General features: G+C 73.9%; 19 protein-coding genes. 8 read left to right on the top strand and 11 right to left on the bottom strand.

Annotated elements, in window-relative coordinates:
* Nucleotide 1: 1 nt before the first annotated feature.
* On the bottom strand, nucleotides 2-1,003 hold the full coding sequence (locus tag ACRAKH_RS18530) for an adenylate cyclase (RefSeq protein WP_380722753.1): 1,002 nt from the start codon (nucleotides 1,001-1,003) through the stop codon (nucleotides 2-4).
* A gap of 338 nt (nucleotides 1,004-1,341) precedes the next feature.
* Here ACRAKH_RS18530 and ACRAKH_RS18525 point away from each other — a divergent pair, with 338 nt between their 5' ends.
* Nucleotides 1,342-2,052 (top strand): GNAT family N-acetyltransferase, encoded by a 711-nt coding sequence (locus tag ACRAKH_RS18525; RefSeq protein WP_380722751.1) that lies wholly within the window; start codon nucleotides 1,342-1,344, stop codon nucleotides 2,050-2,052.
* A 6-nt stretch (nucleotides 2,053-2,058) separates the two neighbouring features.
* Here ACRAKH_RS18525 and ACRAKH_RS18520 read toward each other — a convergent pair whose 3' ends face one another.
* Nucleotides 2,059-4,380, bottom strand: a complete 2,322-nt coding sequence (locus ACRAKH_RS18520) for an ATP-binding protein (protein WP_380722749.1) — start codon at nucleotides 4,378-4,380, stop codon at nucleotides 2,059-2,061.
* A 462-nt stretch (nucleotides 4,381-4,842) separates the two neighbouring features.
* Here ACRAKH_RS18520 and ACRAKH_RS18515 point away from each other — a divergent pair, with 462 nt between their 5' ends.
* From ACRAKH_RS18515 to argS, 3 genes are all read left to right on the top strand, one after another.
* On the top strand, nucleotides 4,843-5,253 hold the full coding sequence (locus ACRAKH_RS18515) for an MMPL family transporter (RefSeq protein WP_380722747.1): 411 nt from the start codon (nucleotides 4,843-4,845) through the stop codon (nucleotides 5,251-5,253).
* A gap of 8 nt (nucleotides 5,254-5,261) precedes the next feature.
* Complete coding sequence (locus tag ACRAKH_RS18510; protein WP_380722745.1) at nucleotides 5,262-7,019, top strand: alpha-glucosidase; 1,758 nt, start codon at nucleotides 5,262-5,264, stop codon at nucleotides 7,017-7,019.
* A gap of 102 nt (nucleotides 7,020-7,121) precedes the next feature.
* Nucleotides 7,122-8,858 (top strand): arginine--tRNA ligase, encoded by a 1,737-nt coding sequence (gene argS / locus ACRAKH_RS18505; RefSeq protein WP_380722743.1) that lies wholly within the window; start codon nucleotides 7,122-7,124, stop codon nucleotides 8,856-8,858.
* A 9-nt stretch (nucleotides 8,859-8,867) separates the two neighbouring features.
* Here argS and ACRAKH_RS18500 read toward each other — a convergent pair whose 3' ends face one another.
* The 7 genes from ACRAKH_RS18500 to ACRAKH_RS18470 all read right to left on the bottom strand — a co-directional run bounded on the left by ACRAKH_RS18500 (nucleotide 8,868) and on the right by ACRAKH_RS18470 (nucleotide 15,183).
* Nucleotides 8,868-10,205: a multicopper oxidase family protein gene (locus tag ACRAKH_RS18500; protein WP_447009143.1), complete on the bottom strand. Its 1,338-nt coding sequence runs from the start codon at nucleotides 10,203-10,205 to the stop codon at nucleotides 8,868-8,870.
* A complete protein-coding gene (locus ACRAKH_RS18495; protein ID WP_380724652.1) occupies nucleotides 10,198-10,980 on the bottom strand; it encodes a cupredoxin domain-containing protein in 783 nt (260 codons plus the stop codon). The genes ACRAKH_RS18500 and ACRAKH_RS18495 overlap by 8 nt, the downstream gene beginning before the upstream one ends.
* A gap of 30 nt (nucleotides 10,981-11,010) precedes the next feature.
* The gene (locus ACRAKH_RS18490; RefSeq protein ID WP_380724653.1) at nucleotides 11,011-12,048 is read right to left on the bottom strand and encodes a medium chain dehydrogenase/reductase family protein; all 1,038 of its coding nucleotides are present in this window, start codon (nucleotides 12,046-12,048) and stop codon (nucleotides 11,011-11,013) included.
* A gap of 127 nt (nucleotides 12,049-12,175) precedes the next feature.
* A complete protein-coding gene (locus ACRAKH_RS18485; protein ID WP_447009142.1) occupies nucleotides 12,176-13,225 on the bottom strand; it encodes an ABC transporter ATP-binding protein in 1,050 nt (349 codons plus the stop codon).
* Entirely contained in the window at nucleotides 13,222-14,028 is an 807-nt protein-coding gene (modB, locus tag ACRAKH_RS18480) for a molybdate ABC transporter permease subunit (protein WP_380724655.1), read from the bottom strand. The genes ACRAKH_RS18485 and modB overlap by 4 nt, the downstream gene beginning before the upstream one ends.
* Complete coding sequence (gene modA, locus ACRAKH_RS18475; RefSeq protein ID WP_447009141.1) at nucleotides 14,025-14,783, bottom strand: molybdate ABC transporter substrate-binding protein; 759 nt, start codon at nucleotides 14,781-14,783, stop codon at nucleotides 14,025-14,027. The genes modB and modA overlap by 4 nt, the downstream gene beginning before the upstream one ends.
* Nucleotide 14,784: 1 nt before the next feature.
* Nucleotides 14,785-15,183: a TOBE domain-containing protein gene (locus tag ACRAKH_RS18470; RefSeq protein WP_380724657.1), complete on the bottom strand. Its 399-nt coding sequence runs from the start codon at nucleotides 15,181-15,183 to the stop codon at nucleotides 14,785-14,787.
* A gap of 99 nt (nucleotides 15,184-15,282) precedes the next feature.
* On the opposite strand from ACRAKH_RS18470, the gene ACRAKH_RS18465 reads away from it, so the two are divergent.
* Both ACRAKH_RS18465 and ACRAKH_RS18460 read left to right on the top strand, forming a co-directional pair.
* Complete coding sequence (locus ACRAKH_RS18465) at nucleotides 15,283-15,780, top strand: DUF4383 domain-containing protein (protein WP_380724658.1); 498 nt, start codon at nucleotides 15,283-15,285, stop codon at nucleotides 15,778-15,780.
* A 73-nt stretch (nucleotides 15,781-15,853) separates the two neighbouring features.
* Nucleotides 15,854-16,090: a hypothetical protein gene (locus tag ACRAKH_RS18460; protein ID WP_380724659.1), complete on the top strand. Its 237-nt coding sequence runs from the start codon at nucleotides 15,854-15,856 to the stop codon at nucleotides 16,088-16,090.
* Here the strand turns inward: ACRAKH_RS18460 and ACRAKH_RS18455 are convergent.
* On the bottom strand, nucleotides 16,063-17,259 hold the full coding sequence (locus ACRAKH_RS18455; protein ID WP_380724660.1) for a metallophosphoesterase: 1,197 nt from the start codon (nucleotides 17,257-17,259) through the stop codon (nucleotides 16,063-16,065). The genes ACRAKH_RS18460 and ACRAKH_RS18455 overlap by 28 nt on opposite strands.
* A gap of 106 nt (nucleotides 17,260-17,365) precedes the next feature.
* Here ACRAKH_RS18455 and ACRAKH_RS18450 point away from each other — a divergent pair, with 106 nt between their 5' ends.
* Together ACRAKH_RS18450 and ACRAKH_RS18445 are read left to right on the top strand one after the other, a co-directional pair.
* Nucleotides 17,366-17,680: a hypothetical protein gene (locus ACRAKH_RS18450; protein WP_380724661.1), complete on the top strand. Its 315-nt coding sequence runs from the start codon at nucleotides 17,366-17,368 to the stop codon at nucleotides 17,678-17,680.
* Nucleotides 17,681-17,819: 139 nt separating this feature from the next.
* A complete protein-coding gene (locus ACRAKH_RS18445) occupies nucleotides 17,820-19,961 on the top strand; it encodes a putative bifunctional diguanylate cyclase/phosphodiesterase (protein ID WP_380724662.1) in 2,142 nt (713 codons plus the stop codon).
* Between the two features lie 105 nt (nucleotides 19,962-20,066).
* Here ACRAKH_RS18445 and ACRAKH_RS18440 read toward each other — a convergent pair whose 3' ends face one another.
* Nucleotides 20,067-20,723 carry a thiaminase II/PqqC family protein gene (locus tag ACRAKH_RS18440; protein WP_380724663.1) on the bottom strand — a complete coding sequence of 219 codons (657 nt, stop codon included), beginning with the start codon at nucleotides 20,721-20,723 and terminating at the stop codon, nucleotides 20,067-20,069.
* Between the last annotated feature and the right edge of the window lie 68 nt (nucleotides 20,724-20,791).

Here is a 20,791-nt window from a genome sequence, read left to right as displayed (position 1 = left end):
GTCAGGCTCCTGTCATCGGTAGAGCGAACGGGCGGAAGGTCCGCTCGCCGTAGAGGTCTTCGAGCAGTTCGTCGTACTCGGCGAGCAGGTCGGCGGCGTCGGGTCGACGGCCCGGTTCGTCCTGCGCGCACCAGCGCGCGAACGTGCGCTGCCGCGTTTCGTCGTCGGCCAGGAGGTCCAGCATGAGCGTGTGTGCCATGTGGACGTCCGTGGCGGTGGTGACCGGCTGTCCCTTGTGGACTTCCGGCGGGTAGGCGGTGGTCTTGTCGGTGGCGAGGAGCCGTTCGCCGGCGGCGACCGCGAACGTCCAGCCGGCCAGCACGATCCCGTGCTGCTCCGGGTGCACCAGCACGTTGTCGGCGGTGATCGCGCCGTGGACCAGGCCGATCCGGTGCGCGCCGGCGACCGCCCGCAGCAGCCTGCGGTGCATCCACGCGTAGTCGCGGCCGTCCAGGCCGCGCGGGAACGCCCGGCGCACGTCGGCCAGCGTCACGAACCCGTCGACCAGCGGTTCGAGGACGGTGAACGCCCGCTCGCCGCGCTCCACGTCACCGGACGTGTCGACCAGGCGCGGGTAGTAGGGGCGCAGCCACCGGTGCTCGGCGGTGAACCGGTCGAGCCGGCGCAACGCGTCCCACTCGGCGTGCAGCAGCGGGTTGAGCGCGGGGTTGCGGACGACCTTGACCACGTGCGGGCCGTCGGTCCGGTAGACGTTGGCGACGCTGCCGACCGCGTGCCGGTCGGTGATCCGGTACGCGCCGGTCGCGGTGCGCAGCTCGACGGACGTGCCGTGCCGCCACTCGTGGTGGAGCCGGGTCAGCTCCGCCGACGCCGCGTGCGCCCTGGTGTCGCCCGCCCCGACCCGGTCGGGGTGCAGGACGGCGGCCAGCTGTCGGTACAGCCGCTGCACCTCCTTGCTCCGGGCCGGGTCGACGGGGCCGAACAGGTCGGCCGCCGTGCCCGCCCGCTCGACCCGGTCGAGGGCTTCGTCCCTGGTGAACATAGTTTGAGTCTAGACGACTCAAACCCTCGATGGAGTGGAATAGCGGTGTGCCGCCGGTCACATCGGGGGGCGGCCCGCCAAGCGGCCCGGCGGGCCGGTGTCAGGCCGTCGCCGACGTTCGACACCGCGGACGCGAGCCCCAGTTCGCCGAAGTCACGTCCCGGTCATGGCGCCGCGGCAGCCGACGTCGGCGTTCGCGCCGGCGTGGGGCACCGCATTCCGGTTCCGTCCAGTCCTCCGGCGATCGACCCACGATGTGAGAGGCGACCGGCGCGCGTGGACACGCGGTCCGCGCCGAACCCATCATTCGCTCGATCACGAACTGGCTGGGGGACCGCATGGTGTCACCGTTGGACAACCCGACCTGTGCCTCGCTGAACGGCGCGCACGCCCGGTTCGCCGAACGTCACGGGCAGGTGATGCGCTACCACCCGGAGGTGGCGACGTTCCTGGCGCTGCCCGACCGCCCCGACGACCGGGTGTGGGCGGACGTCGCCGCGTTGGCCGGGCCGGGCGCGACCGTGCCGATGAACTCGTCCTTCGCGCCGCCCGCCGGGTGGGAGGTGCTGGGCCGGGTCGCCGGCGTGCAGCTCGTGGACGTCGGGGTGCGCGCCGCCGAGGACGCGGAGGCCGTCCGGCTCGGACCGCGCGACGTGCCGGAGATGCTGGAGCTGGTGGAGCGCACGAAACCGGGGCCGTTCCTGCGGCGGACCGTGGAGCTGGGGACCTACCTCGGCATCCGCCGGGACGGCGCGCTGGTCGCGATGGCCGGCGAACGCCTCCGCCCGCCGGGGTGGACGGAGATCAGCGCCGTGTGCACCGATCCCGCGCACCGCGGGCGGGGCCTGGCCACCCGCCTGGTGCTGGCCGTGGCGGCGGGCATCCGGGCGCGCGGCGAGACGCCGCTGATGCACGCCGCCGCGTCCAACACGTCGGCCATCCGGCTGTACGAGTCGCTGGGTTTCGCGCTGCGCAAGCGGACGGAGTTCGTGATGCTGCGCGTGCCCGAGGACGCCGACGTCGCACTGCGGGCCGGCGCCCGCTCGTGATCCCGGTCAGTCCAGGTCGTCGAGGAAGCGGGCGACGATCTCGGCGGCGATCTCGCGGGCCTTCACGTTGCGGCGCTGGGACAGCTCGGTGATCTTCTTGAACGCGGTGTCGGCGTCGCAGCGCTGCACGGCCATCAGGATGCCGACGGCCTGGCTGGTCGTGCTGCGGCTGGCCAGCGCCTCCCGCAGCGTGCTCGCCTCCCGCTCGCCCTCGGCCAGCAGGGCCTCGCGGAAGCTCGACAGTTCCAGGTGGACCCTGATCCGGGCGATCAGCTCCGTCGGGTGGAACGGCTTCACCACGTAGTCGTCCGCGCCGTTGCGCAGCCCTTCCACCGCCGACTCGGTGCCCGCGCGGGCCGTCAGCAGCACCACGGGCACGCGCACCAGCACCGGGTCGGCCCGCAGGTCGCCGAGCAGCGCGACGCCGTCGCGGCCGGGCAGCATCACGTCGCTGAGCACGAGGTCCGGCCGGGACGTGCGGGCGTGCTTCAGCGCGGTCTCGGCGTCGCCGACCGCGGCCACCCGCCAGCGCTGCGCGGTCAGCAGCCGGACCAGGTAGTCGCGCATGTCGGCGTTGTCCTCGACCAGCAGGATGTGCCGCTCGCCGGCGCCGGCCGCCGGCGGCTCCACGACGGCGGCCGGCGCCCACTGGCGCGCCTCGCCGAGGAACGTGGCGCCGAGGTCGTCCAACGTGGTGTGACGGGCGGCCTCCTCGGACGTCGCCAACGGCACCGTGACGGTGAACGTGCTGCCCTCGCCGAGCGCGCTGCGCACGGTCACCCCGCCGCCGAGCGCCGCCGCCAGGTCCGATACCAGCGACAGGCCGATGCCGACGCCCTCGCGGCTGCGGCCGGTGACGCCGTCGACCTGGTGGAACCGCTCGAACACGCGCTGCTGCTCGGCGTCCGGGATGCCCACGCCGGTGTCGGCGACGGTCAGCACGCACGAGTCCCCGGTGGTGCGGACGGTGACGCGCACGGAGCCCTCGGTGGTGAACTTCAGCGCGTTGGACAGCAGGTTGAGCACGATCCGCGCCCACATCTCCTGGTCCAGCCACACCGTGCCGCCCTCGACGTCGACCTCCAGGTCGAGCCCGAGGCTCTCGGCGGTCGCGCGGAACATGGCGGCGCAGTCGGCGGTCAGCGCCGCGATGTCGGTCGGCTCGAGTCGCGGGCGCAGGTGGTCGGCCCCGGCCCGCGCCACGTCGAGCAGCGTGTCGACCAGGCGGCGCAGCCGCAGCGCGGCCCGGTGCGCGGCCGACACCGCCTCGCGCTGACCGGCGGGCAGCGCGTCGGCGTGGTGCTCCAGCAAGGTGCCCAGCGGGGCCAGCAACAACGTCAACGGCGTGCGGAACTCGTGGCTGATGTTCTGGAAGAACCGGGTCTTCGCGGCGTCCAGCTCGGCCAACGCCGTCGCCCGCGCGCGCTCGGCCCCGTACGCGACCGTGTCGTCCACGGCGGTCGCCACGCCGGCCGTCACCAGGTCCACGAAGGACGCGTAGGACTGGTCGAAGCTCCGGAACGGGCTCAGGCCGACGACCAGCGCGCCGTGCGTGCCGCGGACGCCCGCCGCCAGGGGCAGCACCAGCGTCCCGCCGCCGATCATCTCCGACTCCCCGCCGGCCGCCACCCGGCGCACCACGTCCGCCGGGACGTCCGGGCCCTCGCCCGCGGCCGCCACGAGGACCGGCTCGCCGTCACCGCCGCGCAGGTAGGCCTCGACCCGGGGCAGGTCGGCCGCACTGGCCGACAGCAGCTTCACCGCGGCCCGGCACGCGTCGGCGGCCGTGTCGGCCTCGGCGATCGACAGGGTGCCGAGCTGGCGCAACGTCTCCAGCCTGCGTTCGCCCAGCACCCGGGGCGTCACGTCGGTGGTGGCCACGAACACGCCCGCGACCGTGCCGTCCTCGGCGTGCACGGGGCTGTAGGAGAACGTCCAGTACGTCTCCTCCAGGTGGCCGTGCCGGTGCAGGAACAGCAGCTGGTTCTCGGAGTAGGTGGACACGCCCTCGGCGAAGACCTGATCGGCCCGCGGACCCAGCTCCTCCCACACCTCGGGCCAGCACTCGCCGCCTGGCTGGCCGATCGCGCCGGGGTACTTCGCGCCCAGCACCGGGGTGTAGGCGTGGTTGAAGATCTGGACCAGCCGCGGACCCCACCACAGCAGCATGGGCACGCTGGACGGCATCACGGTGCGGATCGCGGCGCGCAGCTCGACGGGCCAGGACTCGACCGGTCCGAGGGGGCCGGCCGCCCAGTCGTGTGCGCGGTGCGCGGCGCTGGTGAGGTCGTCGCCAGGGAACAGCCGCCGCGCAGACCACTCCACCACGTCCGCCGCCTCCCGCGTCAAAGCGAGACGACGTCCACGGCACCGGACAGGTCTCGCGATTCTCATCGACCTGCGCGGCTGGTGTTTCAACCGGCTGCGACGATGTTAGCCGAGGCCGGGGGCCTGGGCGCCATCGGTGCAGGTCGTGTCGCGCTCGGGGTGGTGCGGTGGTGCGCAGGGTCCTGACCGCGCCGCTGTACGGCGTAGCGCTCGGCGTGCTGTCGCTGGTCGGACTGGTCCAACTGGTCACGTTCGTCGTCGGCCACGCGGATGTGCGTGCCGCGATGAGGACGGGCTGCACCGGACGCCGTGGGTGGTCGTGGCCGTTCGGCGTGCTGCTGGTGGCGGCCGGGTTCGCCGCAGGTCCGCTGTCATGCGCCGGCGCACCCGGTGGACGCCCGTGCTGCTCGGCCCCACCACCCGCACCGGGAGCACCGCGCGTGGGTGTGGATGGTGCCGCGCGTGCCGACGGCCGCGGTCGGCACGGCGGTCGCCGGGCTCGGACCGGCGGCGTGGCACCTGGTGGCGATCTTCCCGACGTTCCCGGCCGCGCACGGCCCCGACGTCGTGGCCGGCACGCGGCCTGCCCTCACCTCGGTCGCCGGGGTGATCATGTCCGCGGGCGTGGTGCCGGCCGCCACGTTCGGCGCCCTGGCCGTGCTGCCGCTGGTCAGGTTGGCGCAGAGGGCGTTCCTGGTGGCGTTCGGCGTGCTGCTGGACGCGCTGGTCGTCCGAGCGCTGCCGGCGCCCGCCCTGACCATCCACAAGGGACGGACGTTCCGGTGGGCCGGCGGACCGAAGCCCGCCGGGCGTTCTGCCGGCAGGCCGACGCGTGGAATGGTGGACTGGGACGACGGCGAACCGACCCGGTGAGGATGCGGATGACTCTCGACCAGACCGGCAGGACCACGACCGGCACGGCCACGACGGCCACGACCACCACGACGGCGGCGCCGTGGTGGACCTCGGCGGTGGTGTACCAGGTGTACCCGCGCAGCTTCGCCGACGCGGACGGTGACGGCGTGGGCGACCTGGCGGGTCTGGCGTCACGGCTGGACCACCTGGAAAGGCTGGGCGTGGACGTGGTCTGGCTCTCGCCGGTGTACGCGTCGCCGCAGGCCGACAACGGTTACGACATCTCGGACTACCAGGCGATCGACCCGGTCTTCGGGACGTTGGAGGACTTCGACCGGCTGCTCGCGGAGGTGCACGCGCGGGGCATGAAGCTGGTGATGGACCTGGTCGTGAACCACACCTCGGACGAGCACCCGTGGTTCGCGGAGTCGCGGTCGTCCCAGGACAACCCGAAGCGGGACTGGTACTGGTGGCGCCCGCCGCGGGACGGGTTCGCGGCGGGGGAGCCGGGCGCGGAGCCCACCAACTGGGAGTCGTTCTTCTCGGGGCCCGCGTGGACGCTGGACGAGAAGACCGGCGAGTACTACCTGCACCTGTTCGACCGCAAGCAGCCGGACCTGAACTGGGAGAACCCCGAGGTCCGCCACGCGGTGTACGACATGATGCGGTGGTGGCTCGACCGGGGCGTCGACGGCTTCCGCATGGACGTGATCAACCTCATCTCGAAGGACCCGGCGCTCCCCGACGGCGCCACCACCGGCACCGGCGGCCTCGGCGACGGGTTCCCCCACTACGGCACCGGTCCGCGCATCCACGAATTCCTCCAGGAGATGCACCGCGAGGTCTTCCGCGGGCGCACGGGGGAGTTCCTGACCGTCGGCGAGATGCCCGGCGTGACGTGGGAGGACGCGAGGCTGTTCACCGACCCGGCGCGCGGCGAGGTGGACATGGTGTTCCAGTTCGAGCACGTGTCGCTGGACCACGGCCAGGGCGGCAAGTTCGACCCGAAGCCGCTGGACCTGCGCGACCTGAAGGCGTCGCTCGGGCGGTGGCAGGCGGCGCTGGCCGAGACGGGCTGGAACAGCCTGTACTGGTGCAACCACGACCAGCCCCGCGTGGTGTCCCGGTTCGGCGACGACGGGCAGTGGTGGCGCGAGTCGGCGACGGCGTGGGCGACCGTGCTGCACCTGCACCGGGGCACGCCGTTCGTCTACCAGGGCGAAGAGCTGGGGATGACCAACGCGCCGTTCGCCGGCGTGCACGAGATGCGCGACGTCGAGTCGCTCAACCACCACCGGCGGCAGGTCGAGGCGGGCGTGGACCCGGACGTGGTGCTGCGCGGACTGCGGGCGATGGGCCGCGACAACGCGCGCACGCCGGTGCAGTGGGACGCCACCCCGAACGCCGGGTTCACGTCCGGCGAGCCGTGGCTGGCCGTCAACCCCAACCACTCGTGGCTCAACGCCGAGGCCCAGTACGACGACCCGAGGTCCGTCTTCAACCACTACCGGCGGCTGATCGGGCTGCGCCACGAACTCCCGGTGGTGGCGCTCGGCGACTTCCGGATGCTCCTGGCCGACCACCCGCACGTCTACGCGTACGAACGCGCGCTGGACGGCGTCCGGCTGCTCGTCGTCGCGAACCTCGGCGGGGCCGAGCAGACCGTCGACGTCGATCCGGCCTGGTCGGATGCCGACGTGGTGCTCTCCAACACCGACGCCGCGCACGTGTCGGCCGGGCGCGTGGAGCTCGGGCCATGGGCGGCGCTGGTGCTCAAGCGGTAGCGGACCGGACGCCCGGACGCGCTGAGCGGAACCCGTTTCGCGCGCACGGGCGTCGTGCCGGACAATCACCCGATCACACGTGGATTCGACGGAGGGTGATCGGTGCTGGGTGGGGATGTCGGGCTGGAGCTCGGCCTGCGGGTGGCCAACGCGCTGAAAGCGGCGCTCGACGTGGAGATCACACCGGTCGAGGCGCTGATCCGACCCGCGGCCCCCGGGCGCGGTGCGGACTACCAGTGCAACGTCGCCATGAGCCTGGCCAAGAGGCTCGGCCGACCGCCCCGCGAGGTCGCCGAGGCGATCGTCGCGCACCTCGACGCCGCCGACGTGGTCGAGCGGCCCGAGGTGGCCGGGCCGGGGTTCGTCAACTTCACCCTGCGCCGCGAGTGGCTGGAGGCGCAGACCGCCCGGCTCCTCGGCGACGCCCGCCTCGGCGTGCCGACCGTCGAACCGCGGCGGTTCGCCATCGACTACGGCAGCCCCAACGTGGCCAAGGAGATGCACGTCGGCCACCTCCGGTCGTCGATCATCGGCGACGCGGTGGTCCGGCTGCTGGAGTTCGCTGGCCACGAGGTGATCCGGCACAACCACCTGGGCGACTGGGGCACGCCGTTCGGCATGCTCATCGAGCACCTGGTGGACCAGGGCAGCACCGGCGCCGGCCACTCGATCGGCGACCTGAACGGCTTCTACCAGGAGGCGCGCAAGAAGTTCGACGCCGACCCGGAGTTCGCCGACCGGGCCCGTCGCCGCGTGGTGGCGTTGCAGGGCGGCGACGAGACCACCCTCGCGCTGTGGCGCGAGCTGGTGGAGGAGTCGGAGCGGCACTTCGCCGCCGTGTACGAGCTGCTGGGCGTGAAGCTGACCGCCGACGACTACTACGGCGAGAGCTTCTACAACCCGTTCCTGGGCGAGGTGGTCGAGGAGCTGGAGGCCAAGGGCCTCACCTCGATCAGCGACGGCGCGGTGTGCGTGTTCCCGCCCGGCTTCACCAACCGCGAGGGCGAGCCGCTGCCGCTGATCGTCCGCAAGAGCGACGGCGGCTACGGCTACGCCAGCACCGACCTCGCCACCGCCCGCTACTGGACCCGCGACCGGGGCGCCACGGACCTGCTGTACGTGGTCGGCTCGCCGCAGGCGCAGCACTTCAAGATGGTGTTCGCCACGGCCGAGGCCGCGGGCTGGCTGGACGACGACCACCGGGCCGTGCACATCGGGTTCGGCTCGATCCTCGGCGAGGACGGCAAGGTGCTGCGCACCCGCGCGGGCGGGTCGGTGAAGCTGGTCGACCTGCTGCGCGAGGCCGTCGACCGGGCCACCGCGGTCGTCGCCGAGCGGTCCAAGCTGGACGAGGCGCGGCGCGAGGCGGTGTCCCGGGCGGTCGGCATCGGCGCGGTGAAGTACGCGGACCTGTCCGGCGACCGGGAGAAGGACTACGTCTTCGCGTGGGACCGGATGCTCGCCATGGAGGGCAACACGTCCGTCTACCTGCAGTACGCCAACGCGCGCGTGCTGTCGGTGGTCGCCCGCGTCGGGCGGGAGGCGGAGCCCGGCACGCCGGTGCTGCTGGCAGAGGCCGCCGAACGGGCGCTGGCGGTGAAGATCCTGCAGCTGCCGGCCGCCGTGGCCGCCGCGACGGAGGAGTACGCGCCGCACAAGCTGTGCACCTACCTGTACGAGACGGCGGTCGCGTTCTCGACGTTCTACGAGAACTGCCCGGTGGTGCAGGCCCCGGACGACGACACCCGCATGTCCCGGCTGGTGCTGGCGCAGCTCACGTCCCGGGTGCTGGCGCTGGGCCTGTCGCTGCTCGGCATCGACGCGCCCAACCAGCTCTGACGGTCGCCGTCACGGGCCGGTGACGTCCAGGACGCCCATCATGCCCAGGTCCTCGTGCGAGGCGATGTGGCAGTGGTAGACGGTGCGTCCCGGCTCGCCCCGGAACGGCACGGCGATCGTCACCGCGCCGCCCGGCGGGACGTTGACGGTGTCCCGCCAGGCGCGCACGGGCTCGGGCCGCCCGTCGCGCGCCACCACCTGGAACGAGTAGCTGTGCAGGTGGAACGGGTGGTCGGTGGTGTGCTCGTTCACCACCTCCCACACCTCCAGCGTGCCCAGCCGGGCGTGCAGGTCGACGCGGTGGTGGTCGAACGCGCGGCCGTCGAGGGTGAACCCGCCGCGGTCGTCGCCGCCGAACACGACGCGCCGCCGCCGCACCGCCCGCGCCTCGTCCAGCGCCTCGACGGGCCGCAGCCGGTCGGGCAGCGGCACGGCGGCGAGGCCGGCGGGCACGTCCGCGGCGACCAGCCCGACTTCGGCGCTCGTCGCGCCACCCGCCCCGTACACCGAGTACGGCAGCGCGGTGAGCGTGAACCGGCCCGCGGCGGAGGTGTCCACCAGCACCTCGGCGCGCTCGCCCGGCGCGAGCAGCACCTCGGTCAGCTCCACCGGCCGGTCGACCAGGCCGCCGTCGGTGGCGATGAGGTGCAGCGGCAGCCGCGCGCCGGCGCGGACCGCGCCCAGGAGCAGGTGGTCGCCGGCGGTGGCGTTGAGCAGGCGGAGCCGGGTGAGGCCGCGGTTCGGCGTGAACACCGGCCGCACCGCGCCGTTGACGGCGATGTCCCGGCCGACCCTGGTGAACATGAGCAGCCGGTCGTCCCAGTCGGCGTGGTCGGCCGGCCCGGCGACCACGATCGGCCCGGCGAGGCCCGCGAGCAGCTGCCGCTCCACGTCGCCGTGGGCGTGCGGGTGGTACCAGTAGGTGCCCGCCGTGCCTTCGGGGACGGTGAACTCCTGCACGCTCGTGCCGCCGGGTTCGAGGTGGTCCAGTGGCGCGTCCACGGCGGGCGGCAGCGGCAGGCCGTGCAGGTGCAGGCTGCTCGGCGCGTCGAGGTCGTTGCGGAACGCTAGGCGGACCCGGTCGCCCTCCTTCAGCTTCAGCAGGGGTGTGCCGCCGTTGTAGCGGAGGCCCGCGCCGGCGGGCGCGGCCACGAGGTCGCCGCGCAGCACGCCGTCCGGTCCGGCGCGCAGCGGCAGGGGAGCGAGGTCGGGGAGGGCGGCGGTGAAGTCGGGTGCGGCGAGGGCGGAGCGCACGACGGGCACCAGCGCGCCCGCGCCGGCGGCTCCGACGGCCGCCCCGGCGGCGATCAGCAGTGTTCGGCGGGACAGCCGTGAGCGCTCAGCCATGGTGGTGCGCGCCTTCGTGCGACCCGTGCGCCTCGCCGGCCGGCGCGCCCGTGCCCGCGCCCTCGACCACGGTCAGCCGCCCGACCATGCCCTGCTCCTCGTGGTCGCCCACGGTGCAGAGCAACGCGTACTGGCCGGCCGGGGCGCGCACCACGGCGACCCGCGTCCGCCCGCTCGGCACCTCGACCTCGACGCCCAGCGCCTCGATGGTGAACGTGTGGTCGTCGTCGGTGTCGTTGGTGAACCGGAACGCCACCGGCTCGCCGGGGCCGACGCGGAGCTGGGCCGGGGCGAAGCGGTAGTTCACCAGGTCGACGACGGGGAGCGCGGCGACCTGGTCGGGCGTGAGCGAGCCGGTGTCGTCGGCCTGGGGGAGCACCGCGACGAGCGCGACGGCGACGGCCGCGCCGAGAGCGGCCCCACCGGCCAGACCCACCACCGCGCGGTCCCGCCGCACGAGGGCGAGCACCGCGGACAGGACGGCCACCCCGACCGCGAGCACCTGGACGGCGGCGACCGCGAACGGCAGCACGTCACCCGGCCGGATCAGGTCGAACGCCAGCCCGCCCGGCCGGAACGCCACCATCACGGGCGCCGCCACCAGCGCGGCGTAGAGCCCGGCTCGTCTGCCCAGCCACAGCAGCACGGCCGCGACGAGCGGGAGGACGGAGACGGCGGCCATGCCGGGGTTGGGCTGACCGGTCAGCAGCAGGAAGGAGACGAGGTTCGCGGCGGCCGACACGAGGACGGCGAGCAGGGGGATGCGGTACGACATGGCGTGCGTTCTCCTTGTGGGTGGGGAAGATCAGGGGACGAGGACGACTTTGCCGCTGACCGTGCCGGACTCGGCGAGCCGCACGGCGTCCACGACCCGCTCCAGCGGGACGCGGGCGGCGACGCGGGGGTTCAGGGCGCCTCGGGCCAGCAGCGCGAAGACCGAGCCGAGGTCGCGGGCCAGCTCGGCGCGGAACCTCGCCGCGTTCCGCCGGCCCGCCCAGACGTTGAAGAACGTGGCGGAGTGGCCGTTGGGCAGCGCGTTCCACCACAGCAGCCGCAGGAACAGCTTCAGCACCGGCAGTCGTGACGAGCCGGGCTCGTCCTTGGTGGACGCGGTGCCGTAGGCGACGAGGGTGCCGCGCGGCGCGAGCAGCCGGTACGAGTCGACCAGGCCGGGGCCGCCGACGTGGTCGAACACCGCGTCCACGCCGCCGGGCGCCAGCTCCCGCACCCTGGCGGGCACGTCGGCGTCGCGGTAGTCCACCGGAACGGCGCCGAGCGCGCGGACGGCGTCGTGGTGCCGTGCCGAGGCGGTGCCGATGACCCGTGCGCCGGCGAGCGTCGCGAGCTGCGTCAGCAACGACCCGACGCCGCCGCTGGCGCCCAGCACGAGCACGGTCTGACCGGCTTCGACCTTCGCGATGCCGTGCAGCATCCGCCACGCCGTGATCCCGTTGACCACCAGCGCCTCGGCCTCGGCGGCGTCGACGCCGTCCGGCACGGGCACCAGGTCGGCCGCGTCCACCAGCACGTGGGTGGCCCAGCCGCCGATCTTGGTGAGCGCCGCGAACCGGCGGCCGACGAGCGCCGGGGCGACGCCGGGCCCGACCTCGGCGACGACGCCGACCAGGTCGTAGCCGGGCACGAACGGGAACGCGGGCTGGTCGTAGTACTTCGCCTTGCGCATCTGCTTCTCGGCGAAGGACACCCCGGTCGCCTCGACCCGCACCAGCGCCTGGCCGGCGGCGGGGACGGGCCGCTCACGGCGGCGCAGTTCGAGGCCCTCGGGCTCGACCACGCCCGGCAGGACGACTTCGAGAACCTGGTCGGTGGACGCGTTGCTCATCGTGGCTCCAAGTGTGAGTGGTCAGTCACTCAGTACGAGGCTGAGTGAACACGTGGACGCGAGAGCTGTCAAGCAGTGCAGGTCAGAGCGTTGAAAAGTGTGATTGGAGAGTCACACTTGCGGTGCGTCAGGCCGGGTAGGCATGAACCTCGGTGGCCTTCACCGCGGCCCACAGCGCGTCGCCGGGCTGGAGGCGGAGGTCGGCGACGGTCGCCGTCGTGACGTCGGCCAGCACGGGCGGCACGCCGTCCAGCCGCAGGCGGGTGGTGTGGGCGTGCTGCTCGATCCCGGCCACGGTCACGCGCCACGCGTTGCGCGGGCTGCCGGTGGGGTGGTCGGGGTGCAGGCTGACCGCGGTGGGCGGGAACACGACGTGCACCGGACCGTCCGCCGGCGTCGCCACGGTGAGCGTGCCGCCGTCGTCCAGCTCCACGGCCGTGCCGCGCGCCGTGCCGCGGTAGAGGTTGAGGCCGACCAGGTCGGCGACGTACGCCGTGCGCGGCCGGCGCGCCACCTCGGCGGGCGTGCCCTGCTGCACCACCTCGCCGTGCTCCAGGACGACCAGCCGGTCGGCGAGCACCATCGCGTCCAGCGGGTCGTGCGTGACGAGCAGCGTGTGGCCGGGGAAGTCGCGCAGGTGCCGGCCCAGTTCGGCGCGCACGTGCAGCCGGGTCGCCGCGTCCAGCGCCGCCAGCGGCTCGTCGAGCAGCAGGAGTTCCGGACCCGTGACGAGCGCGCGGGCCAGGGCGACGCGTTGCGCCTGACCGCCGGACAGCGTGCGCGGCCTGGCCTTGGCGTGCTCGGCGAGCCCGACCCGGTCGAGCCACCGGGCGGCCCGCTCCCGCGCCTCCGCCCGCCCGACACCGCGGGCGCGCAGCCCGAACGCCACGTTCTCCAGCGCCGACAGGTGCGCGAACAGCAGGTAGTCCTGGAACACCACGCCGATCGGACGCCGTTCGGCCGGCCGGAACACGTCCGGCGGCGCGTCCCACGTCCGCCCGCCGACCCGGATGTGCCCGCCGGTCAACGGGAGCAGCCCGGCGAGCGCGCGCAGCGCGGTGGTCTTGCCCGCGCCGTTCGGCCCGAGCAGGGCGACCACCTCGCCCGGTTCGACGGTCAGCTCCGCGTCGAGGCGGAACCGGCCGCGGGCGACCCGCAGGTCCGCGTGCAACGTCATGACGGCCCGCTGATCCACCGGTCGCGCAACGCGGCCAGCACGCCGACGGACACCAGCAGCAGCACCACGCTGAGCACGATCGCCGCGTCCGGGTCGCTCTCCAGCGCCAGGTACACGGCCAGCGGCATGGTGGTCGTCTCGCCGGGGAAGTTGCCCGCGAACGTGATGGTGGCGCCGAACTCGCCCAACGCGCGCGCCCAGCACAGCACCGTGCCCGCCACCACGCCCGGCAGGATCGACGGCAGGGTGACCCGCCGGAACGCCAGCCACCGCGACGCGCCCAGGGTGGCGGCGGCCTCCTCGTACCGCGGGTCGGCCGCGCGCAACGCGCCCTCCACCGAGATCACCAGGAACGGCATCGCCACGAACGCCTCCGCCAGGACCACCCCGGCCGTGGTGAACGGCAACGAGATGCCGAACCACGCGTCGAGGTGCTGCCCGACCAGCCCCCGACGGCCCAGCACGAACAGCAACGCCACCCCGCCCACCACCGGCGGCAGCACCAGCGGCACCGTCACCAGCGCCCGCAGCACACCCCGTCCCGGCACGTCGCCGCGCGCCAGCAGCCACGCCAGCGGCACGCCGAGCACCAGGCACACCACCGTGGCGAGCGTCGCGCACACCAGCGACAGCCGCAGCGCCTCGCCGACGGAGGCGCTGAACAGCTGACCCGGCAACGTCCCCCACGGCGCCCGGAGCAACAACCCGACCAGCGGCACGAGCAGGAACGCCAGCCCCGCCACGGCCGGCAGCACCAGCACCACCGGGAGGCGGCCACCGGCACGTCGGCGGGTCGGCGTCACGGCGACTCGAACCCGGCCTCGGCGAGCACCGCCCGACCCCGGTCGGAGCGGACGTGGTCGACGAACGCCCGCGCGCCCGCCGCGTTGCGCGCCTTCGCCAGCGGCGCGATCGGGTAGTCGTTGACGGTCCGGTCGGCCTCGGGGAACGCGATGCCCTCCACCTCGCCGGCGGCGGACCGCACGTCCGTCCGGTACACCAGCGCGGCGTCCACCTCGCCGAGGCGCACCTTGGTCAGCACCGCCTTCACGTCCTGCTCCAGCGTGTCCGGGCGCGGGGTGACCCCGGCCGCCTCGAACGCCCGCTTCGCCGCCGCGCCGCACGGCACCTGCTCCGCGCACAGCGCGACCTTGACGTCGGCGTCGGCGAAGTCCGCCAGCCCGGCCACCCCCGCCGGGTTGCCCGCCGGCACCGCGATCTCCAACCGGTTGCGGGCGAACACCGCGGCGGCGTCGGCGGTCCCGCCCGCGTCGGCGACGCGGGCCATGTCGGCGGGCGCGGCGGAGGCGAACACGTCCGCCGGCGCGCCCTCGCCGATCTGCCGGGCCAGGCCCGAACTGCCGCCGAAGTTGAACACCACCTCCACGCCCGGGTGCGCGGCCTCGAAGTCCTCGCCGAGCCGGGTGAACGTCTCGGTCAGCGACGCCGCCGCGAACACCGTGACGCGGCCCGTCACCGCGCCGGCGGGTTCGGCCGTGCCGCAGGCCGCCGTGCCGCAGCCGGCCGCCAACACTGCTGCCAGCACCAGTGCGCGCACGTCACACCTCCGGGATCTCGACGACGACGTGGGTCGACTTGATCGACGCGACGGCGACGCTGCCGACCTCCAGCCCGAGCTCGTCGGCCGAGTCGCGGCTCATCAGCGACACCACGCGGAACGGACCGGCCTGCAGCTCGACCTGCGCCATCACACCGTCCTTGACGACCCTGGTGACGATCCCGCGCATCCGGTTGCGCGCCGACGCGGCCACCGTCACGCCCGGCTCGGGCGCCTCCGCCAGGCGTTGGGCGAACTCGGCCAGCTCGCGGCCGTCGACGCCCTTGCGCCCGCTGTCGAGCTGCACCTCGGCCAACCGGCCCTGCTCGATCCAGCGGCGCACCGTGTCGTCGCTGACGCCCAGCAGTCCGGCCGCATCACTGATCCGCAGATTCGGCACGAAAGCGAGTGTAACTCCGCGCCTGCGGGAGTCAGCGATCTTCGTTTCACCCCGACCGCTCCGGGTACGCCATCGTCACGCGGTGATCGGAGGACCTCCATGACGACCCCAACCGAACGCGTCGGCGCCCGCCGACGTCCCATCCAGACGTTCGCCCTCCTGGTCGGGGTGGTGTTCCTGCTGGTCGGGGTGCTGGGGTTCGTGCCGGGCGTGACGGCCGACTTCGACCGGTTCGGCCTCGCCGGGCCGCACTCCGAGGCCGCCCTCCTCGGCGTGTTCCAGGTGTCCGCGCTGCACAACGTGGTGCACCTGCTGTTCGGCGTGGCGGGCGTCGCGGCCGCCCGGTCGTGGGGCTCGGCCCGCCTGTTCCTCGGCGCGGGCGGCTTCCTCTACCTGCTGTTCTGGGTCTACGGCTCGGTGGTGCACGCGATCGGGCACGCCGGCGGCGCGGCGAACTTCCTGCCGTTCAACTCGGCCGACAACCTCCTGCACCTCGGGCTCGGCGTGGGCATGATCCTGCTCGCCGTGCTCGGCACGGCGTTGGAGCGCGCCCACGGCCAGTACCCGGGACGCGAGCAGCGCGGCCACGACCGCTGACGCGCCCGGTTGACCCCCGGGCCGGACGCGTCGCGTAAGTTCACCCTCGAGGCGCTTGACTGGGAGGGTGTGGATGGCGAGCTCCGGAGGACGGCGACGGCTCGGGCGGGTGGACCCGTTCGTCCTGTTCATGGTCCTGCCGCTGGTGCTGATCGGGGGCGTGGTGGCCTGGGGTGGCCTGCCCTGGGTCGGCGTCCTCGTCGTCGTGTGCGCCGGGATCGTCGTGCTGGTCGACGCGTGGTCCAACCGCCCGCTCCCGTTCGACCTCCCCGACGACTACGACTACGAGCCGCCGCCCCGTCGCCGCTGAGCGGCCCGCAGCGTGAGCAGGGAGATCTCGCTCGGCGCGAACACGCGCAGCGGCGGACCCCAGAACCCGGCGCCCCGGCTCGTGTAGAGACGGGTGCGCTCGCCGTGCCGGCTCAACCCGGCCAGCACCGGCTGCTGAAGACGGACCAGCAGGTGGAACGGCCAGATCTGGCCGCCGTGCGTGTGGCCCGACAGCTGGAGGTCGACGCCCGCCGCCACCGCCTTCGGGATCTCGCTCGGCTGGTGCGCGAGCAACACCACCGGGTCGTCCGGGCGGGTGCCCGCCAGCGCGGCGGCGAGGTCCGCGCCGTGGCCCGCCTCGCCGGAGTGCGCGGCGGTGATGTCGTCCACGCCCGCGAACACCAGCCGGGCGTCACCGCGTTCCAGCACCCGGTGCTGGTTGTGCAGGCTCGCCCAGCCCAGCTCGGCCATGTGGTCCAGCCACGCCTGCGCGTTGCTCAGGTACTCGTGGTTGCCTGACACGTAGAACCGGTGCGGGGCGCGCACGTCGCCCAGCGCGGCGGCCTGGCCCCGGCGCTGCGCCACCGTGCCGTCCGCGATGTCGCCGACGTGGACGACGACGTCGGGCCGCAGCTCGTTCACCGCCGCCACCGTGCCCTCGGACCACCGCGTCCGGTCGATCGCGCCGTAGTGCGTGTCGGCGAGCACGGCGATGGTGAGCCCGTCGAACGCCTCGTCCAGCCAGGGGAGCACCACGTCGGTCCGCTTGACCCGCGGCACGCGCCGCGCCTCGTGGCTGCCGTGCGCGACGAGCGCCAGGCCGACGACCAGCAGCAGCACCGCGATGAACCGGGCGCGGAACGGGTTCTCCACGCCCGCGACCGCAAGCACGAGCCGCAGCGCGTGCGTGACGACCGTCCACGCGAAGAACACCCACGCCACGCCGAGCATCAGGTGCGCGATCCGGGAGGCCCGGTCGGAGTGCCGGCGGCCGTGCGCGCGGACGAGCAGGAACGGGAACGCCACCGACGTCACGACGAAGAACGCCGTGCCGACGGCCTGCACCGGCCAGGGCCACCGCGCGCCCGGCGCGAGCAAACCGGTCCACGGCACCCAGAACAGCAGCGCGGTCACCGTCAGCATCACCGCCGTGAAGGTGACGCGCCGCCGTGCGGACGGGCGGGGCGGCGCGGTCGTCGTGCTCGACATCGGGTCTCCTCGGCGGCCTTACGAACCAGCGGGCTCTTATCGACGGTAGCCCGCCGCCCGGCCGGCGTCCAAGTTTGGCGGCGCGACCGGTGGCAACCCTCGGCGCATGTCCGACGACGAACGCGAGACCGACCGCGCCGAGACCGACCTGACCGCCACGGGCCAGGGGAGCGACCAGGTCGACGGCGACAGCGCCGTCGCCGAGCGAACCGGAGGCCAAGCGCCGGCCGTCGACGTGCCAGTTGCCGACGTGCCCGCCGCCGACGTGCCCGAGATCGACACGTCCCGCGAGGAAGAGCGGCTGGCCGAGTCGCAGCGCAAGATCGACGAGGCCAAGGCCGTCGCCGCGGACCTGTCCCGGACGACCCCCGATCCGCTGCCCGACTCGGAGCCGCCGTCGGGCTCGACACCCGGTTCCTGAGCCCGGCCCGATCGGCACGATCGGGGTCCACAATGGACTCACCCGAATGGCGGTTGTCGATCGGGAACGGCGCTGTGGATAGTGCGTTCCTCCGCGAACGAATTCAGTCGATCGCACCTTGACTCGGGGGTAACGGGGCGTGGCGCGTCCAACCCGCACCGTGGTGGACGACACGCTGTCGGCGCCCGGCCAGTCCGGTCTGCGCTGGGTCGCCCGGCTGACGGAGACCTACGCCTGGCTCAGCGGGGTCGCGTTCACGGTCCACCTGCTCTTCGTGGCCTCCGGACCCGCCGGCCTGGTGATCGCCGCGCTGGTGCCGGTGGTCCTCGGGTCGTGGTGGCTGCGGCCCAAGCGGGACAGCCGGCTGGTCGCCGTGGTGGAGGGCGTGATCGCGCACGGCGCGGTGTTCGTGCTGCCCAACCCCCAGCCCGTCATCACCTTCCTGTTCGCGGTCACGGTGCGGCGCGCGGTGCGCGGCGACGCGGAGCGGTTCCCGGTCAAGGCGGTCCCCGCCCTGCTGGGGTACCTGTCCGGCTTCGCGGTGTGGATCACCGTCACGCCGGTCGTCGTCACCGGCCCGCTGGTCGTGTCCGTGGTGATGCCGTTGGTCGGCCTGGTGGTCGCGGCGGCGGCCCTGCACGAGACGGTGCGCGCGGCGCGGCTCGTCGAGGACGCGCACCGCACCGTCGAGGCGGTGGTGCGGGCCAGCCCGGTCGGCCTCGTGCTGCTCGACGCCGAGGGCACGCCCCGGCTGCACAACGACCGCGCCCGCGACCTCCTCGCCTGGTCGTCTGAGGAGCCGGGGCGGGTGCCGTGCCCGCACGGGCCGGACATCGCGTCCTGCGGCCACGGGTGCCGGACCGCGGACGACGCGGTGGAGGTCGACGTCACCCGCGCGGACGGCACCACGGCCGTGCTCGCGGTGCACGCCGTGCCGATCGAGCACGTCTCCGAGCAGCACACCCTGGTCACCGCGCTGGACGTGAGCAAGCGCCGCGAGTGGGAGGACGCCCTGCGCAGCCGCGCCGAGCGGGACGAGCTGACCGGGCTCGCCGGCCGCGCGCACTTCCTGCACCTGGTGGACGAGGCGCTGCTCGCGGGCGAGTCGGTCGGCCTGCTGGTGATCGACCTCGACGGGTTCAAGGAGGTCAACGACGCCGAGGGCCACGAGGCGGGCGACTGGTACCTGGTGTCGGCGGCCGAGCGGATCAGCCGCGCCGTCGGACCCGTGGCCACCGCCGCGCGGCTCGGCGGCGACGAGTTCGCCGTCCTCGCGCCGGGGCACGACGTGCGCGACTCGGCCCGGCTGGCGACCAGGGTGCTGTCGGAGTTGGCACGCCCGCTGACCGGGCTGGGGCACGAGACGGTGATCCGGGCCAGCGTCGGCATCGCCGTGTCGTCGCCCGGCGCCGGCACGGCCGACCTGCTGCGCGACGGCGACACCGCGATGTACGCGGCGAAGCGCGAGGGCGGCGGGCGCATCCGGCTGTTCCGGCCCGAGATGGGGGAGCGGGTGCTGGCGCGGCAGCGCGACAAGGCCGACCTGCGGACCGCCGTGACCGACGGGCACCTGGTGCTGCACTACCAGCCGATCGTGGACCTCGCGACGTCGGCGGCGACGGGCGCCGAGGCGCTGGTGCGGTGGCAGCGGCCCGGCCACGGGCTGCTCGGGCCGGGCGAGTTCATCGGGCTGGCCGAGGAGACCGGGCTGATCGTGCCGCTGGGCAACAAGGTGCTGGCGGGCGCGTGCGAGCAGGCGATGCGGTGGCGCGAGCAGGGCCGCGCCCTCAGCGTGACGGTGAACGTGTCCACCCGGCAGTTGTCCGCACCCGCGTTCCTGCCCTCGCTGGACCGGGTGCTGAAGACCACCAACCTGCCACCGGAGCGGCTGACGATCGAGGTGACCGAGTCGGTGTGGGCCGACGGCGCGGCCATGCGCGGGCTGATGGAGGTGCGGGAGACGGGGGTGCGGGTGGCGCTGGACGACTTCGGCACCGGCTACTCGTCGCTGAGCTACCTCCAGCGGTACCCGTTCGACGTGGTGAAGATCGACAAGTCGTTCACCGGCGCGCTGGCCGACACGGGCCGCACCGCCGGGGTCGTGCGCTGCATCATCGACCTGGCGGAGGTGCTGGGCGCGCACACCGTGGCCGAGGGCATCGAGACCCAGGCGCAGGCCGACTGGCTGCGCAACGCCGGCTGCGCCTACGCGCAGGGCTACCTGTTCGGCCGGCCGGACCTGCCGGAGAACTGGGACGCGCAGCCTTCCGTCATCCGATGACGGACGACCGGCGCCCGACCCACGTCGCCCCGGTCGTCCTGGCCCGACCCGTCCCGCACGGCTCTCGTGCCGTGCTGAACGGGTCCGGCAGCGGGGTCCGACCGGTCAGCCCAGGTCGGCCAGCGTGTTCCAGAACATCAGCTCGTACGAGTGCAGCAGGCGCGCGGCGGGCATCGCGCCCGCGGGCTCCCACTTCGTCGCGAGCACCTGGTCCAGCGCGCGCAGGCCGAGGGCGTCCAGTTCCGGCGCGGGCACCGCGAAGAAGTCGAAGAACGCGCAGCCCGCGTCGTTGAAACCGTAGTGCTCGCGCAGCGCGGCGGCGATCGCCGCGCAATAGCCGCCCCATTCCGCGAAGTTCGCCAGAATCGCGAGCAGCGCGTCGTGGGGATTGCCGTCCAACGCCAGCCTGGCCACGTACGACGGGTATGCCTGGCAGCCCGGCAACGGCCGGTACGACGCCACGTCGTCGGGGCTCAGCCCGCACGCGGCGGCGAAATCGGCGAGCTTCGCCAACGCGAGGCCCTCGCCTCCGGCGACCGCGGCGAAGAACTCGCGCTGCGCCGGTTCGGTCGACTGCGCGGCCAACGTGAGGAACGCTCGCCAATCGCTCTGCACGATGCGGTGCTCCTCGGCCGCCAAAGCCCGCAACGTGTCGAGCGGCGCGTCACCACTGGCGATCAACGGCACCAGCCGGTTGGTCCCACCGTCCTCCTTCAGCTCCTCCCGCACCCGCTCCAGCAGGTCTTTCGCGTCTTTCGTCATCCATCCCCCTCGTCCGAGCGCCGCGCCTCGCCATCGACCGCGGCATGATGACCGGGCACTCTATCGAT

This window comes from Saccharothrix hoggarensis (assembly GCF_052936025.1).
Note: the sequence above shows the minus strand (reverse complement) of the source record. Positions and strands in the feature narration are given on the sequence as shown.

Excerpts from the sequence above, each read along its gene's own strand:
- ACRAKH_RS18530 (WP_380722753.1), bottom strand. The coding sequence starts at position 1,003 with ATGTTCACCAGGGACGAAGCCCTCGACCGGGTCGAGCGGGCGGGCACG.
- ACRAKH_RS18525 (WP_380722751.1), top strand. The coding sequence starts at position 1,342 with ATGGTGTCACCGTTGGACAACCCGACCTGTGCCTCGCTGAACGGCGCG.
- ACRAKH_RS18510 (WP_380722745.1), top strand. The coding sequence starts at position 5,262 with ATGACTCTCGACCAGACCGGCAGGACCACGACCGGCACGGCCACGACG.
- ACRAKH_RS18500 (WP_447009143.1), bottom strand. The coding sequence starts at position 10,205 with ATGGCTGAGCGCTCACGGCTGTCCCGCCGAACACTGCTGATCGCCGCC.
- ACRAKH_RS18495 (WP_380724652.1), bottom strand. The coding sequence starts at position 10,980 with ATGTCGTACCGCATCCCCCTGCTCGCCGTCCTCGTGTCGGCCGCCGCG.
- ACRAKH_RS18490 (WP_380724653.1), bottom strand. The coding sequence starts at position 12,048 with ATGAGCAACGCGTCCACCGACCAGGTTCTCGAAGTCGTCCTGCCGGGC.
- ACRAKH_RS18485 (WP_447009142.1), bottom strand. The coding sequence starts at position 13,225 with ATGACGTTGCACGCGGACCTGCGGGTCGCCCGCGGCCGGTTCCGCCTC.
- ACRAKH_RS18465 (WP_380724658.1), top strand. The coding sequence starts at position 15,283 with ATGACGACCCCAACCGAACGCGTCGGCGCCCGCCGACGTCCCATCCAG.
- ACRAKH_RS18460 (WP_380724659.1), top strand. The coding sequence starts at position 15,854 with ATGGCGAGCTCCGGAGGACGGCGACGGCTCGGGCGGGTGGACCCGTTC.
- ACRAKH_RS18455 (WP_380724660.1), bottom strand. The coding sequence starts at position 17,259 with ATGTCGAGCACGACGACCGCGCCGCCCCGCCCGTCCGCACGGCGGCGC.
- ACRAKH_RS18450 (WP_380724661.1), top strand. The coding sequence starts at position 17,366 with ATGTCCGACGACGAACGCGAGACCGACCGCGCCGAGACCGACCTGACC.
- ACRAKH_RS18440 (WP_380724663.1), bottom strand. The coding sequence starts at position 20,723 with ATGACGAAAGACGCGAAAGACCTGCTGGAGCGGGTGCGGGAGGAGCTG.